The 14,057-nt window shown below is 53.6% G+C and carries 12 protein-coding genes; 5 read left to right on the forward strand and 7 right to left on the reverse strand.

Going from position 1 to position 14,057, the window contains the following annotated elements:
• Positions 1-11: 11 nt before the first annotated feature.
• The 3 genes from HU175_RS01350 to HU175_RS01360 all read right to left on the reverse strand — a co-directional run bounded on the left by HU175_RS01350 (position 12) and on the right by HU175_RS01360 (position 4,978).
• A complete protein-coding gene (locus HU175_RS01350; protein WP_176564877.1) occupies positions 12-3,062 on the reverse strand; it encodes a SusC/RagA family TonB-linked outer membrane protein in 3,051 nt (1,016 codons plus the stop codon).
• A 235-nt stretch (positions 3,063-3,297) separates the two neighbouring features.
• A complete protein-coding gene (locus HU175_RS01355) occupies positions 3,298-4,080 on the reverse strand; it encodes a patatin-like phospholipase family protein (RefSeq protein WP_176564878.1) in 783 nt (260 codons plus the stop codon).
• 61 nt (positions 4,081-4,141) lie between these two features.
• Positions 4,142-4,978: an MBL fold metallo-hydrolase gene (locus tag HU175_RS01360; RefSeq protein ID WP_176564879.1), complete on the reverse strand. Its 837-nt coding sequence runs from the start codon at positions 4,976-4,978 to the stop codon at positions 4,142-4,144.
• Between the two features lie 129 nt (positions 4,979-5,107).
• Here HU175_RS01360 and HU175_RS01365 point away from each other — a divergent pair, with 129 nt between their 5' ends.
• The 5 genes from HU175_RS01365 (at position 5,108) to HU175_RS01385 (ending at position 9,017) form a co-directional block, all read left to right on the forward strand.
• Positions 5,108-5,968, forward strand: coding sequence for an AraC family transcriptional regulator (locus tag HU175_RS01365; RefSeq protein ID WP_176564880.1), 861 nt, complete (start codon positions 5,108-5,110; stop codon positions 5,966-5,968).
• Between the two features lie 105 nt (positions 5,969-6,073).
• Positions 6,074-6,670, forward strand: a complete 597-nt coding sequence (locus HU175_RS01370; RefSeq protein WP_176564881.1) for a peroxiredoxin-like family protein — start codon at positions 6,074-6,076, stop codon at positions 6,668-6,670.
• An 89-nt stretch (positions 6,671-6,759) separates the two neighbouring features.
• Entirely contained in the window at positions 6,760-7,479 is a 720-nt protein-coding gene (locus tag HU175_RS01375) for a cytochrome b/b6 domain-containing protein (protein ID WP_176564882.1), read from the forward strand.
• The gene (locus tag HU175_RS01380) at positions 7,476-8,276 is read left to right on the forward strand and encodes a molybdopterin-dependent oxidoreductase (RefSeq protein WP_176564883.1); all 801 of its coding nucleotides are present in this window, start codon (positions 7,476-7,478) and stop codon (positions 8,274-8,276) included. Before HU175_RS01375 ends, HU175_RS01380 begins: the two co-directional genes overlap by 4 nt.
• Positions 8,277-8,288: 12 nt before the next feature.
• A complete protein-coding gene (locus HU175_RS01385) occupies positions 8,289-9,017 on the forward strand; it encodes a DUF1223 domain-containing protein (RefSeq protein ID WP_176564884.1) in 729 nt (242 codons plus the stop codon).
• A gap of 4 nt (positions 9,018-9,021) precedes the next feature.
• Here HU175_RS01385 and HU175_RS01390 read toward each other — a convergent pair whose 3' ends face one another.
• The 4 genes from HU175_RS01390 to HU175_RS01405 form a co-directional block, all read right to left on the reverse strand.
• Positions 9,022-11,154, reverse strand: coding sequence for a penicillin-binding protein (locus tag HU175_RS01390; RefSeq protein ID WP_176564885.1), 2,133 nt, complete (start codon positions 11,152-11,154; stop codon positions 9,022-9,024).
• Positions 11,141-11,548, reverse strand: a complete 408-nt coding sequence (locus tag HU175_RS01395; RefSeq protein ID WP_176564886.1) for an FtsL-like putative cell division protein — start codon at positions 11,546-11,548, stop codon at positions 11,141-11,143. Before HU175_RS01395 ends, HU175_RS01390 begins: the two co-directional genes overlap by 14 nt.
• 142 nt (positions 11,549-11,690) lie before the next feature.
• On the reverse strand, positions 11,691-13,184 hold the full coding sequence (locus tag HU175_RS01400) for a M20/M25/M40 family metallo-hydrolase (protein ID WP_176564887.1): 1,494 nt from the start codon (positions 13,182-13,184) through the stop codon (positions 11,691-11,693).
• Between the two features lie 111 nt (positions 13,185-13,295).
• Positions 13,296-13,991: a DUF3431 domain-containing protein gene (locus tag HU175_RS01405; RefSeq protein ID WP_176564888.1), complete on the reverse strand. Its 696-nt coding sequence runs from the start codon at positions 13,989-13,991 to the stop codon at positions 13,296-13,298.
• Positions 13,992-14,057 lie beyond the last annotated feature (66 nt).

Here is a 14,057-nt window from a genome sequence, read left to right on the forward strand (position 1 = left end):
TGAATTGTCGCTTAGAAGCCAATTTGTAACCCACCAACGATTGTGCGCGGCTGTGGTGCCGAATAGAAGTCGATCCCAAGGTTAACCGGGTTACCCTGGTAGGCATCGGAGTTTACTTCCGGATCCCAGCCTGTGTAATTCGTAAAAGTCAGCAGGTTCTGACCCGTTACGTACACCCGCACCCGGTTCAGACCAACCCGACTGATAATCGGTTTTGGCAGCGAGTATCCCAGCGTAATGGTTCGCAGACGAACGTAGTCACCTTTCTGCAGGTACCGCGATGATTCGCCGGTACCGTTGCCGCCCAGCAGACGAGCCTGTGGCACGTCGGTAACATCACCCGGATTCCGCCAGCGTCTCAGCTGCGAGATGTCCTGGTTGTCGAAGAAGTCGCCATTGGCTTCCTGAAATTTACCGCCCCCGTTGTAGATGTAGTTACCAAACTGTCCCTGGAACAGGAAGCTTAATTCAACACCTTTGTAGGAGAACGAGTTGGTGACCCCACCCGTAAATTTCGGTGTTGGACTTCCTAGCGGCACGAATGCAGCCGCATTATAGTCGTTCGTCGTTGCCCGGTCCCGGCTTCCATTGCCCAGATCAGTGTTGGTGTAATACAGCGCGTCGCCATTCTGCACATCAACTCCAGCATATTCAGGGCCAACAAACACACCAATCGGCTGCCCTTCCTGTGCCCGGTTCAGGAAGCTACCCGTAATGGTTGTACCACCCAGATTCGTTACGGTATTTTTATTGTAGGCCACGTTCAGCGACGTATTCCAGCGGAAATCGCCAACCAGGTTCTGAGAGTTGAAAACAAATTCAACGCCTTTATTTTCGAGATTACCAACGTTTCGGAGCTGAGACCGGTACCCTGTTGAACCTGGTACGTTTACACTCAATAACAAACCACTTGTGTTTTTCTGATAGAAGTCAATCTCCCCTGTAATTCGATCTCCAAGGAAACCATACTCCAGACCGATGTCAGTTTGCAGGGTTTTTTCCCAGGTCAGATCCGGGTTAGCCAGTTGAATGGGCACCTGTCCCGGAACACCCGCATAACCTACAGCCGAATACAATGCCTGTGAGTTGAAGTTTCCAATTTCGGCATTACCCGTCAAGCCATAGCTAGCCCGAAGTTTCAGAGTACTCAACGCTTTCACGTTCTGCATAAACGACTCTTGTGTAATGATCCAGCCCGCCGATACCGCCGGGAAGAAACCATATTTGTTGTTGGCACCAAAGCGCGATGAACCATCAACCCGGCCTGATACCCCAATCAGGTAGCGATTGTTGAAGCGGTAGTTGGCGCGGGCAAAGTACGACAAGAAGCTAAAGCGCGTTTCGGCACCGGTTCCGCCCGTAATACGTCCCGCCGACGTGATCTGCTTGTAGGCATCACTTGGGAACTGCTGCCCCGTTACCGAGCCGCTATTCGTCCGCGACTCCTGATACGACATCCCCAGCGTAGCGTCGATGGCGTGTTTCTCAGCGAAGGTCTGACCAAATGTAAAGTAGTTGTTCGTCGTGTAGTTCGTTACCTGCCGGAAGGTGTTAATTCCCAATCCATTCGGTGCTCCCGTATTCCGGGCCGTTTCCTGACCGTAGTATTCTTCTTCCTGCTGGGCAATCAGATCAGTACCAAACTCGGTTCGGAACGATAATCCAGGCAAAATTTTGTAATCAGCAAAAGCATTCCCGATAATCCGGTACACTCGCGCCTGCAGCGATGCGAAATCTCGGTTTAGCAGCGGGTTATAATACAGTGTGTAATTACCGCTCAACTGGTTCGTGCGCGGATCAATCACCGGGGTTATTGGCGGCAGGGCCACGATCTGCAATGGGGTCGAAAAGGCGTTATCGTTCGATACCCGGTCGTTGATCGAGTGGGTCAGGTTTAAGTTGACACCGATCGTCAGTTTGTCCGTTGCGCTGTGTTCCAGGTTGGCACGAGCCCCCAACCGGCGGAACCGGTTTTTGATCAGGATACCGTTCTGATCGAAATACTGCCCCGATACGAAGAACCGCGTTTTGGCGTCACCGCCCCGAGCGCTCAGATCGTACTGCTGTGACGGTGCACTCTGGAACGCTTCTTTCTGCCAATCCGTATTGTATAGCGGATTAGCGCCCTGCCAGCCTGCAGCATTATCGGCCGCATAACGGGTAAAGCGGCTCGCTACCGATGCCGCCGAATAAACCGGAATGCCCAAAGCAGCCGAGTTGGCCCGGGCTTCCTGAAACAGTTCCACATACTGCTGGGTATTCAGCCACGTCCGCAGATGTGTGGGAGAGCTCGCACCGACCTGCGCTGATGCCTCAAAAGTCGTTTTCCCGACCTTTCCTTTCTTGGTCGTAATCAGCACGACGCCGTTCGAGGCCCGGGCCCCGTAGATGGCCGACGCCGACGCATCTTTCAGCACCTCCAGCGACTCAATGTCGTTGGGGTTCAGGTCGGCAATCGGGTTCGTTGGCGCCGTTGTCGACGATTGGTCCGATGACGTAATGGGGATACCATCGATGACGTAGAGCGGTTGGCTGCTGGCCGTCAGCGACGACGCCCCCCGCACCCGAATCTGAATACCCTGACCAACTTTACCGTTCAGGGAGGTTACCTGCACGCCCGCCAGCTTACCCTGGAAAGCCTGCTCGACGCTGGGAACCGGAATATTTTCGATCTCCCGGGCCGATACCCTGGCGATGTTCCCCGTCAGGTTCCGTTTCGACTGGGCACCGTACCCCGTTACGACCACTTCGTCGAGCGAGCGCGTATCGTTGCTCATGACAACGTCAACCGTCGTGCGGCTGCCTACGTTGATTTCCTGCGTTGTTACGCCCACAAAGCTGAATACCAGCGTAGCAATGTTATCAGGCAGCACTATTGAGTAGTTCCCCTCGGAATCAGTCTGTGTTCCCCGGGTTGTTCCCTTGGCAACGACCGATACGCCCGGCAGGGCTCCACCGTCTTCGGCGGATGTGACCTTCCCCGTTACCCGTCGTTCCTGGGCCAGGGTATTCGTTGTTATAGCGCATAAGATCACGACTATAAACAGTAAAAAACGTCTCATAGATTGGTATTTTACGTCTGTGAATTTGCTAAAGTAAGCGGTAAAGTTTGTTACATCAAAAGCTATACAGAATAATAATTCATTTCATTATCTGGTAGTATAAAGCAAAGCAGGAAGGTGACGAAAGCAAGAAAGCAGCCCCAATCACGACTGCTTTGACACTTGCTTGCCAAGCACTGAGGAATACATTTGTTCCGGCGCCTGAAAAATACGTATGAATGTATCTTGTGTCTTTCTAGGTCGACGTCGAGACAGGTTGTATAAGGATTTTTTCAATCTGGCTAGCCATCTGCTGGGTATGCTGGTAACCAATTCGAAACAACTCGCGCGACTTACTGATGTCGGTCGGGCTGTAGCCCATCAGTTCCGTTGGTTCAATCAGTACCTGGCAACGCTGGAATTTTTCGCGGGTTTTGCTCTGCACCGCCAAAATCAGACTCCGCTCAATCACGCTACGCATGGATCGGATGGGACGAGCCAGCCCGAAGGGGTTGCAGTGTGACCCGATCATAATATCCACCTTGTTCTCAATCACGTCGGACGGCAGATTATTGAGTACTCCCCCGTCTACGTACTGCCGCTTGTTGATGATCATGGGTTCGAAAATTCCCGGCAGGCAGCATGACGCCAGTACCGGCCGAATCAGTTCCCCCTGCTCAAAGATCACCTGGATTCCGTCGGTCAGATCGACAGCAACGACATGAAGCGGAATTTGTAATCCTTCGAAACTATCGTGCGGAATGTACTTTTTATAGAGGTCAATGATGGTGTCGATACGTAAGAGTCCCATCCGGTTCCAGGCCGGTCGAAGGTGCCGCATGAATGAGGACGTTTCGATTAGTTTCAGGCTTTCGTCGGGAGAATACCCGTTTGCAATGAGCGCTCCGGCAATAGCTCCCGCACTGGTTCCGGCAATCTGGTCGAACTGTACGCCCATTTCCAGCAGGGCTTTCATAACGCCCAGATGGGCAATACCCCGTGCTCCTCCGCCCGACAGGGCTATTCCAATTCTTGCCATAATCCTGATGTTCTGTTTCGTAAACGACCCGTTTTACGCTTTAGTTTGACCATCTGCTTGTCTACAAAAACGCGCTTAATGGACCTTTGTCACGAAGTCGCACGCCTTTTTCCGTATGCATGACAGTGGCCGCTTCCACTATCGGATCATGTTCGAACACCAGTATCCAGTCTTCGTCGGCGGCTCGCTGGAGTAGCTGGGCTTTTTCGTCCATACTCAACAACGGTCGAACGTCGTAACTCATTACGTACGGCAGTGGCAGATGGGCTGCCGATGGAATCAAATCGGCTACGTAAGCAACGGTCCGGCCCCCGATACGATAAATGGGCAAGGCCATCTTTTCGGTATGGCCATCGACGTACATCAGATCGATGGCCTCAAACGGAAAAGGCTGTCTGTCCAGAAAACTGAGCTGACCACTTTCCTGCAGCGGCCGGATATTTTCGGCCAGAAAAGAGGCTTTCTCGCGTAGATTCGGTTCAGTAGCCCACTGCCAGTGCGCCGAATGAACCCAGTACGTAGCGTTCGAAAACGCAGGCCGAAGCAGATCACCGGTACGCTGAACGGCTCCTCCAACGTGGTCGAAATGCAGGTGCGTGAGTAGTACGTCGGTTACATCGGTCAGGTCGTAGCCAGCCGCACGAATAGACCCCTGCAACGAGCCAGAGCCGTGCAGATCGTAATGACCGAAAAATTTAGCATCCTGTTTGTCACCAATACCGGTGTCGACCAGCAGCAACCGCTCGCCCGATTCGTAGAGCAGGCAGCGCATAGCCCAGGTGCAGCGGTTCTGTTCGTCGGCCGGGTTAAGTTTATTCCAGAGTGGTTTGGGCACTACGCCAAACATAGCTCCGCCGTCGAGTTTGAATAAGCCCGTATTAAGAGTTTGAAGCATCATACCAGACGAAGGTGCAGTATATTTCCAGTATTTGGAAGCGGGGGAGCCGGTCATTTATTTGGTTGGGCGGACCAGACCTCCGTAACTTGTTCTCCCAACGTCAGTTTTGCTAACCGCCCCGGCTGCTGTATGCAGTACAACTACCATGACTCCCGAACAAAAGGCCGTTTACGGCTGCTTTGCGCCGAGCCGCTCCTGGATCAGGTCCCGTTCCGGCATGGGCGTCTGCTGACCATTGCCTGGAACACCGGCCCCACGCAACAGGTGATAATCGATAACCTGACCTACTCAATGCCAGCGCAGTCGATTTTACCGCTCATGATGAGCCAATCCTTTGCCTTCGAGGAACCGGAGACTATTGTGGCCTGGCAGTTCGACCGGGAGTTCTATTGCATTGCTGACCATGACGAAGAAGTTTCCTGCGCTGGTTTTCTGTTCTACGGGGCTCGAATACCGATGTTTATTCAGTTGTCGGATCAGGAGCAACACCGGTTCGGTGCGCTGTTAACCGTCTTTTACGACGAATTTTCGACCCAGGATACGATTCAGGGGGAAATGCTGCGGATGCTCCTGAAACGGCTGATCATCAAACTAACCCGTCTGGGACGGGAGCAATACGTAGACGGAGCCCTGAGCGATAAAGAACTAACTCTGGTCCGGCGATTTAATCTGCTGGTCGAGATCAATTACCGAACACTTCACAACGTTCGGGCCTACGCCGACCTACTGAACAAATCGCCCAAAACCCTGGCGAATGTGTTTGCGCTGTATAATCAGCAAAGTCCCCGGCAGATTATCCACGAACGGATAGCGATGGAAGCCCGGCGATTGCTGTTATACAGCGATAAATCGACGAAAGAGATCGCGGCTGAGCTGGGTTTTGAGGAAGTTTCCAACTTCAGTCGTTTTTTCAAAAAACAGATTAAACTAGCTCCTTCTGATTTTCGGAAAGAAAATCAGAATACTCTTCCAGACCTCGGGAAAAGTTGATAACAGAACAGGCACAAATGCTATTCCAGGGACCCGAAAAAACCATCAGCTTTGTCCGGTCTTCAGGCTGAAGCCCAAAATGGCCCTCTTATCAACTCCCAAACCATGAAAATACTGCTTACCCTGGCGCTGTGTGCCGTCTCCTTTCTTCCCGTCGCCGATGTCCCTCAGAAAGCCGAGGACATCAGTCCTCTGTTGATTGGCGAAACGATTCCGGACGTTAGCCTGCAAACGATTGACGGGCAGTCTATTTCGCTGACGAAAGAGGTAGCCCGGCAACCAACGGTTCTTATTTTCTACCGGGGAGGCTGGTGCCCGTACTGTAACCGACAACTGGCAGAACTGCGTACCCTGGAGCCCGATCTGAAGAAAATGGGCTACCAGATCATAGCCATCAGCACCGACAGTCCGGCAAACCTGAAAAGTACACTCGACAAAAACGAACTGGGTTTTACATTGCTTTCTGACGCAGACCTGACGAGCGCTAAAGCCTTTGGGCTGGCTTTCAAAGCCCCGGCGGCTTACAGCGCTACCCTGGAGAAAGGCAGTGCCGGAAAGAATACGGAGAAACTACTCCCTGTTCCGTCTGTGTTCCTGCTCAGCCCCCAGGGTATTATTAAGTTTGAGTATATCAATCCCAACTTTAAGGAACGAATACCGGGGCAGTTGCTTAAAGTAGCGGCTGAAACTGTACGCGGTTAGGTAATCCAGCCAAACGTTATATCCGTAAGACCGTTATTGTACGTAACGGTCTTACGAATCGTTCACTTCTGTAATTAATCCATTTTGGCATGAAACGTATTGTTCATAAGCATCCGCTGGCCATCCGATGGTTTCACTGGATTAATTTCCCAGTGCTGTTCGTCATGATCTGGAGTGGCCTGCTCATTTACTGGGCCTACGATCCGTATAAAATCCAGATCGGAGATTACGTACTATTTTCATTTTTCCCGGATGGCTTTTACAAAGCCTTGAATGTACCGTTCCGACTAGCCGATGGTATGGCCTGGCACTGGGTATTCATGTGGGTCTTCATAGCCAACGGAATTCTGTATATTCTTTACACCTTCATTTCGGGCGAGTGGCGGCATCTGGTGCCAAACCGGCATTCGTTCCGGGAGGCTATTCAGGTAACACTGTATGATTTCGGCCTCCGTAAAACCCAGCCGCCATTTATCAAGTACAACGGCGCGCAGAAGATCGCTTATTTCACCGTGATGCTGATGGGCATTGGCTCCGCGCTGACAGGCTACGCTATTTACAAACCAGCGCAGTTCAACGGGCTAACCACCCTGCTGGGCGGGTATGAAGCGGCCCGGCTGGAGCATTTTGTGCTTACCATTGGCTTCGTCCTGTTTTTCGTTATTCATATCTGGCAGGTTATCCAGGCGGGCTGGCAGAATTTCCAATCGATGGTTACGGGTTTTGAAACCATCAAGCCCAACGATCCCGACCGTCCGCTTGTTGATGAAGAACCCACCGATACACCTACGCAACCCATTGCCTCATGAGTCAGCCTACCGAACCCAACTTACCCCAGGAAGACCTCCCCGAATCGGCCATTCGTCGTCGGGCATTAAAATCATTTGGCTGGTTTGCTCTGGCAGCCGCCGTTCCTGTTGGTATCTACGAATGGATCGCGAACAGCGGCAAATTACGGGGCGTCAAGAAACCACTTCGTTACGTCCTCGACGCCAACGAAACAGTATCCCGGGCCTACTTCAGCGATACGCACCTGGTCCCTACGTTTCCCAGAGAAGCAGCCGCCAAGGTTGCCCGCGTCAACGGGTCTGATGGTCTCAAACAGCCTATCCCCACCGACTGGAAGCTCCAGGTAGATCGATCCAATCAGGAACCTCTTTACCTGACAATGAATGATATCAAATCGTTGCCCAAGCACGAGCTGACCTACGAATTTAAATGCATCGAAGGATGGAGTCAGATGCAAAACTGGTCCGGTGTCCGGCTGTCTGACTTTCTGGAAAAATACAAACTGGGTACCCGAAGCGGTAACGTACCCAGCCCCGACAACACCGACGATCTGTACAAGTACGTTGGCATGGAAACGCCGGACAAAGGGTATTACGTCGGTATTGACATCGAAAGCGCGATGCACCCGCAGACGCTGCTAGCCTACGAGTTAAACGGGCAGCCCATCAATTCGCAGCACGGGGCGCCATTGCGATTGATTATTCCGGTTAAATACGGCGTCAAGAATCTTAAACGGATCGGTCGGATCTTCTTCGCCGACGAGCGCCCGCGTGATTTCTGGTTCGAGCGCGGTTATGACTACTACGTAGGTTTGTAATTAAGCGACCACATGAAAAAGAACCTCATCAGCATACTCCTGATTGGCCTAACGGCTCTGCTGTCGATGACAGCGTCAACCAGACCGGCCCCACAACCCGTGGTAGTGCTGGAGCTGTTTACGTCGCAGGGGTGCTCCAGCTGCCCACCTGCCGACCAGGTACTGCGTGAACTCACGCAGCAGGATAGCTACGCTGGCCGGAAAGTTTACGGACTGTCCTTCCACGTCGATTACTGGAACCGCCTGGGCTGGCAGGACCCCTTCAGCGCCAGAGCGTTCACCGACAGGCAGCGTGCCTATGACCGACGCCTGAAAACCCAGACCTACACGCCCCAACTGATTATCAATGGTCGGCAGGATGTGATTGGTGGCCAGAAAGGCCGGGTTCTGCAGCTTATACAACAGCAGTCGGCTAGTTCTTTAGTCGAGATCACGGGAAAAGCCGCCTACTCGTCCGACAAGGTAGCCGTTACGTATGCGCTATCAGAAGCGGGGCCGTACCAGGTCAATGCCGCCCTGATCCAGCAGGAAGCACAGACCGCCGTTCGCGCTGGCGAAAACGGCGGACGTACCTTGCAGAATGTCAATGTTGTACGTCAGTTTACATCAGTCACGCCAAATGGTACATCGGGAAGCCTGACGCTACCTATACCGGCTGGACTCACCAGTCAGCAAACGGCCCTGCTGCTTTACGTACAGCGTACCGACAACCTCCAGATTATTGGCGCAAAGCAACTTTGATCCCCTAGCCCAGGCGCAGAGTTATCGTCTTCGAGTTGGCATCGGCAATGGACTGACCGGGTGACATGGACTGTTCTTTTACCCGCCCTTTGCCTTCAATGAGTACGCGATAACCTTTGTTTTCCAGCACGAACAAGGCGTCGCGCAGGCTCAATCCACGAACGTCGGGCACCTGGTTCGGTTTCGTCGGTCGCGACCGCCACTGGCCTTTCGATGTCGCTTCTACCCAGCCTTCTGTCGATGGCACCTCGTTCATGTTCAGATGATTGCTGATGATGTGCAGGTCGTTGGCGTAGCCAGCCATCAGCTTGGGATCCGGCCGACCCTGCTGCTGGCTGGACCGTGTAGGTTCGTGCATCTGAATGTCGTAAGCCACAATCCGGTCGGCCACTTCCCGAAAAACGGGAGCGGCTACCGTACCGGCATACAGTAAATCGGCATTGTCCCCCTGTGGACTATCGACCACCGCCAATACAGTGTACCGGGGTTTACTTGCGGGAAAGTAACCAATGAACGACGTATAGTATTTACCAACCTGATATTTGCCGTTTACGATCTTCTGGGCAGTTCCGGTCTTACCCGCAATAGCATAGTGTGCACTGTTGATGTGCCGGGCAGTCCCACGCTGTACCACCCCCCGCAGCAGTTCCTGCGCTTTTTTCGCCGTTTCGGGCGAGCAGATCCGTTCGGGCGCAACGTAAGGCTGGTTGTCTTCCACAACCTCATCGGCCAGTTTGATCTGACGCACCAGCATAGGCCGTACCCAGCGGCCATTGTTGGCAATCGCATTGTAGAAAGTCAGCATCTGCAGGGGCGTAATCTGCATTTCGTAGCCGTACGACATAAACGTCAGCGAGGTTTTACTCCAGCCTTTCATGTCCGGATTACGTACCACCGGCACGGCCTCCCCTTTCATCCGGATGCCGGTTGGCTGGGTCAGGTGGAACTGCCGGAGGTATTGGCAGTACAGGTCCGGGCGGCTATAGAAATACCGCTGCATGAGCAGATGCGTACCAATATTTGATGACTTCTCGAATACCTGCCGGGCCGTCAGCGTGCCCATACCGCCCCGGTGCGCATCCCGAATGTAGGCACTTTTGTATTTCATGATTCCCGGCCCGGTATGTACCGTCGTCTGATCGAGTGAAACGGCTTTTTCCTCCATCAGCGCCATCATCGTAGCCAGTTTGAAGGTCGAGCCTGGATCAGTGCGGCCCGACAGGGCATGGTTGAAGTTTTCGACGTAACGCGCGTTCCCATCCCGACCAGTTTGGCGGGTCAGGTTCGCCATCGCCCGGATTTCGCCGGTAGCCACTTCCATCACGATCACGCACCCTTTGGCCGCGCCGTATTTCTCCAGCGTTTTTCGCAGCGCCGTTTCGGCCATATCCTGGTAGTTGACATCGATCGTCGTGTAGAGGTCCATACCCGGTTCAGGTTTCATATCAGGACCATCGCTCACGGGTTTACGGACCCCGCCCGACAGCACCTCAACCAGACCAACCGCGTTTTTACCCGCCAGCTCCGACTGAAAACTGGCTTCCAGACCGATCAGCCCCCGGCCGGTTTTAGCGTCCAGATTGCCGATGGTCCGTTCCGCCATCTGATCAAACGGATGGTAGCGCTCGTAGTACGGCCGCAGCACACCGCCCCGGGCCGCCACCTTGGCCGACGACCGGAAGAACGGCCATTTCAGCATGTACTGCCGTTCCTGAAAGGTTACACGCCGACGGTTCAGCAGCACATAACGACGCTTCCGCTCGCGGGCATCCCGAACCAGATCGGTATAATCACGAGCCGACCGGTCGCCGTAGATATGCGCCAGCAGTATACCCAGCGAATCCACTTTTTTGTTAAAATAATCGGGCTTGGCCATCGTAGGATCCAGCCCCACAACGTATGTCGGTAGTGAAGTGGCCAGCAGGCTGCCATCGGCCGCGTAGATATTTCCCCGCATTGCCCGGAGCGTATCACGCTTGATGGTGGCCTCAACAACCCGGTCCCGCCAGTGTTTCCCTTTGAACTCATCAAAATACTGGAGATAGATCAGCCGCCCCACGACGACACAAGCCAGCACCATAACCAGATAAAAAATGTGCTTGGATCGCTGGATGATATCTTCCTTAATGTTGCTCATCGATCTTGACAATAATTTTGTGAGGAGGTCGCTGGCTGTCGGTCATCACCAGACCCAGCGCTTCAACGCGCTTGCTGAGTTCAGACTGCTTACCGCTTTTCATGAAATCGGCTTTCAGCACCGTAGCTTCCGAGCGGAGTTCATCCGCCTGCCGATTGGCCCGCTGAATCCGCCGGACAAGCCGTTCGGCGTTGTGATTCAGGCCGATATACACAATGATCAGAAACGTTATCCACAAAATCCGGTCGATGTTCCGGATCGGCCAGGTTGTATCCTCGCCAAACAGGCGGTCGAGGCCAATCAGGCGATTCAGGCCGTACGCCAGCCGGAGCCGACGCCGTTGTTGCTGCTGCTTGACAACCCGTTCGGGCTGCCGAAAAGTATTCTTGGCCATGATGCCGAAACTTGTGGGTTAGTTCGTCTACTCAGTATATACAAAGTAACGAAAACATCCCGCATCCATCCGAGCCGTATACGAAAAGAGCCGGCCATTTTTATAAAACAACCGACTCTATAGTCAATGGGTAGGTGTTCGATTACTCTTTCCAGCGCCACTCATTGGCAAGCTGCAGTGGAGTACGCAGGCCCTGCGCTGTCAGGTAATCGCGGGTTTGCGTATCGGTCTGGCGTTTGGCAGGTAACTGGTCAGCATCGGCCAGCGCGTACAGCAGCATCGTCGCGTAGCGAACCGTGTTTTTCATCTGATTGGCGTTGACCAGATTGATCCGGTCGCAGTTAGCGTGGTAACAATCCAGCACCGAGCGCTCCAGATGCCCGTTCATACCCACTACTGGAATTCCCTCCAGCATGAACGGCTGGTGATCGGAATGGAGACCAGCCTGGTTCTGCATTTGGTTCGCGAAAGCGGGTTCGATCTGCTTCATGGTTTCACCAATGGTGTTCAGGAACGGCACCATATCCTGTCGGCCAAAAGCGTTCAGTCCCGTCGGATCGTTCGTCATATCCAGGTTGAGCATATACCGTACATGGTCGAGCTTACCAGCTTTTCGTATGCCGTCTACCATCGCTTTCGAGCCCAGAAGCCCCTGTTCTTCGCCCATAAACAAGACGAACTCAATCGTACGTTTGGGTTTTAATTTGAGCGCTTTGAAGGTCCGGGCGATGTCCATCACCGCAAATGAACCAATGCCGTTGTCGATTGCGCCGGTGGCCAGGTCCCACGAGTCCAGGTGCCCGCCCACAACGATTTTTTCATCGGACAGTTTCGAGCCTTTCAACGTAGCAATCACGTTACGGGCGCGAATCTTCCGGCTTTTGTTGGTCATATCAATGGTCGCTTCGAGCGGAGAAGGCGTTTCCTGCATCCAGGTCCGTAATGCCTGCCCGCTTTCCAGCGAGATACAGACCGATGGGATCGGGATCAGCTTTCCCGTTACCGAAGCCGTCCCCGTCAGCAGTACGTTGCCAGGGACCAGGTTGACCATGATAACGCCCGATGCTCCGTACTGAATGGCCAGTGCCGTTTTTTCGGAGCGGTGCAGGTTCCGGGCGCCCCGCGTTGGTGCAGCCAGGCCGATGTTTACCAGCGCGACCTTGCCTTTGATTTTGTCTTTTACGGCCGCAAAGTCACCTTCCAGTCCGTTGCCCACATCGACAATCTCACCCGACACATGGGCGTCAACCGGCGAATGCGCCAGCGCCACGACCGGCACCTCACGGAAGTCATCGCTCCGCCGGGGGACGACCGATAACGTAACGGTGTCTCGCGTCCAGGCTTCTACTTCGAACGGTTCGTAGCGAATGTCTTTGAAGCCGTAGGACGACAGCAGCTGGTAGGCGTAGGCTTCGGCCTTGCTACCATTGGCGCTGCCCGTCAGCCGATGCCCAATCGTCTTCGAGGCATCGGCCAGCGTTTCATAAGCCCGGCTGTGCTGATTGACTTCTTCGTTGATCCGGGCGAAGGTTTTTTCGAGTGAGTTTTTGGCGGGCAGAAAAGCCGTCAGGCACCCAACGGCCCCCGCACACAGTAGAACAAACTGAAAAGGAGATACGTAAAGCTTTCGATGCATAGAGAGAATGACTTACACTCCGCTAAATATACGGCTGAGGAGTTGCTAGATAAGACGCCAGAAATCGGGAAAACGTTTTAATCGAATAAAATTTTTTGTTGCGGCTCCGTTCTATTGATTTTGCTCCGTATCGGCCTGGTGTCTCATTGGCTTCAGGTATACTGTCTGGCGCCCGGCCAGCCAGTCCGGGTCGATACCCGTTACGCCCAGTATCCGGTCCCAGCTCCGCTCGTAGCAGTGGGCCGCGTCGGGAAACGTAATGGATACGGCCAGTGCCCGTTCATAAAATGACAGTGGTTGCTGCCGGATCAGGTCGCGGTGCGCGATAAACTGCGCCCCCAGCACGAACGTATACCGTTCCGGACCATCAGTACCGAACAATGCTTTATGAAAACCCAGCAGGTCGAGTCCACGCCCATCTTCGTTTTTGCTCCAGGGCTGAAACAGGCGCTCCCCCCGATTGTCGTCCGTATCGATCAGGTGGCCCAGCCAGCGAAACCAATTCCCTGTCATGAAGGCGTCAGGATCAGCAGTTAAAGCCTGCAAGGTTTTCTTGAAGTCGAAGGCATGATCGAACGGTTTGCCCTGGCAGAATACCGTCCAGTCAGTCAGGCTATCGTATCGACTCACAATATGGTGCAGATAGGTATAGGCTTCACGGCCCACATTGGGCAAGACCAAAGCCGTATCCCCTGCCGACCGGTCCGGACTTTTGTCATACACCGTAACCCCTAGCGACGCTGGGCGCTTACGCAGCCAGCTTAGGTCTTCGGTGTAGCGGGCAACAACTAATTCTACTTCAGGCATATGTACCAGGTTGGATTGGCAAAGATGCGACCTTTTAGAAAGACGACGATACGAACCAGCCCATGA

The sequence above is a fragment of the Spirosoma sp. KUDC1026 genome (assembly GCF_013375035.1).
Classification (GTDB): domain Bacteria; phylum Bacteroidota; class Bacteroidia; order Cytophagales; family Spirosomataceae; genus Spirosoma.

Excerpts from the sequence above, each read along its gene's own strand:
- HU175_RS01400 (WP_176564887.1), bottom strand. The coding sequence starts at position 13,184 with ATGCATCGAAAGCTTTACGTATCTCCTTTTCAGTTTGTTCTACTGTGT.
- HU175_RS01380 (WP_176564883.1), top strand. The coding sequence starts at position 7,476 with ATGAGTCAGCCTACCGAACCCAACTTACCCCAGGAAGACCTCCCCGAA.
- HU175_RS01385 (WP_176564884.1), top strand. The coding sequence starts at position 8,289 with ATGAAAAAGAACCTCATCAGCATACTCCTGATTGGCCTAACGGCTCTG.
- HU175_RS01365 (WP_176564880.1), top strand. The coding sequence starts at position 5,108 with ATGCAGTACAACTACCATGACTCCCGAACAAAAGGCCGTTTACGGCTG.
- HU175_RS01390 (WP_176564885.1), bottom strand. The coding sequence starts at position 11,154 with ATGAGCAACATTAAGGAAGATATCATCCAGCGATCCAAGCACATTTTT.
- HU175_RS01375 (WP_176564882.1), top strand. The coding sequence starts at position 6,760 with ATGAAACGTATTGTTCATAAGCATCCGCTGGCCATCCGATGGTTTCAC.
- HU175_RS01370 (WP_176564881.1), top strand. The coding sequence starts at position 6,074 with ATGAAAATACTGCTTACCCTGGCGCTGTGTGCCGTCTCCTTTCTTCCC.
- HU175_RS01395 (WP_176564886.1), bottom strand. The coding sequence starts at position 11,548 with ATGGCCAAGAATACTTTTCGGCAGCCCGAACGGGTTGTCAAGCAGCAG.
- HU175_RS01355 (WP_176564878.1), bottom strand. The coding sequence starts at position 4,080 with ATGGCAAGAATTGGAATAGCCCTGTCGGGCGGAGGAGCACGGGGTATT.
- HU175_RS01405 (WP_176564888.1), bottom strand. The coding sequence starts at position 13,991 with ATGCCTGAAGTAGAATTAGTTGTTGCCCGCTACACCGAAGACCTAAGC.
- HU175_RS01360 (WP_176564879.1), bottom strand. The coding sequence starts at position 4,978 with ATGATGCTTCAAACTCTTAATACGGGCTTATTCAAACTCGACGGCGGA.
- HU175_RS01350 (WP_176564877.1), bottom strand. The coding sequence starts at position 3,062 with ATGAGACGTTTTTTACTGTTTATAGTCGTGATCTTATGCGCTATAACA.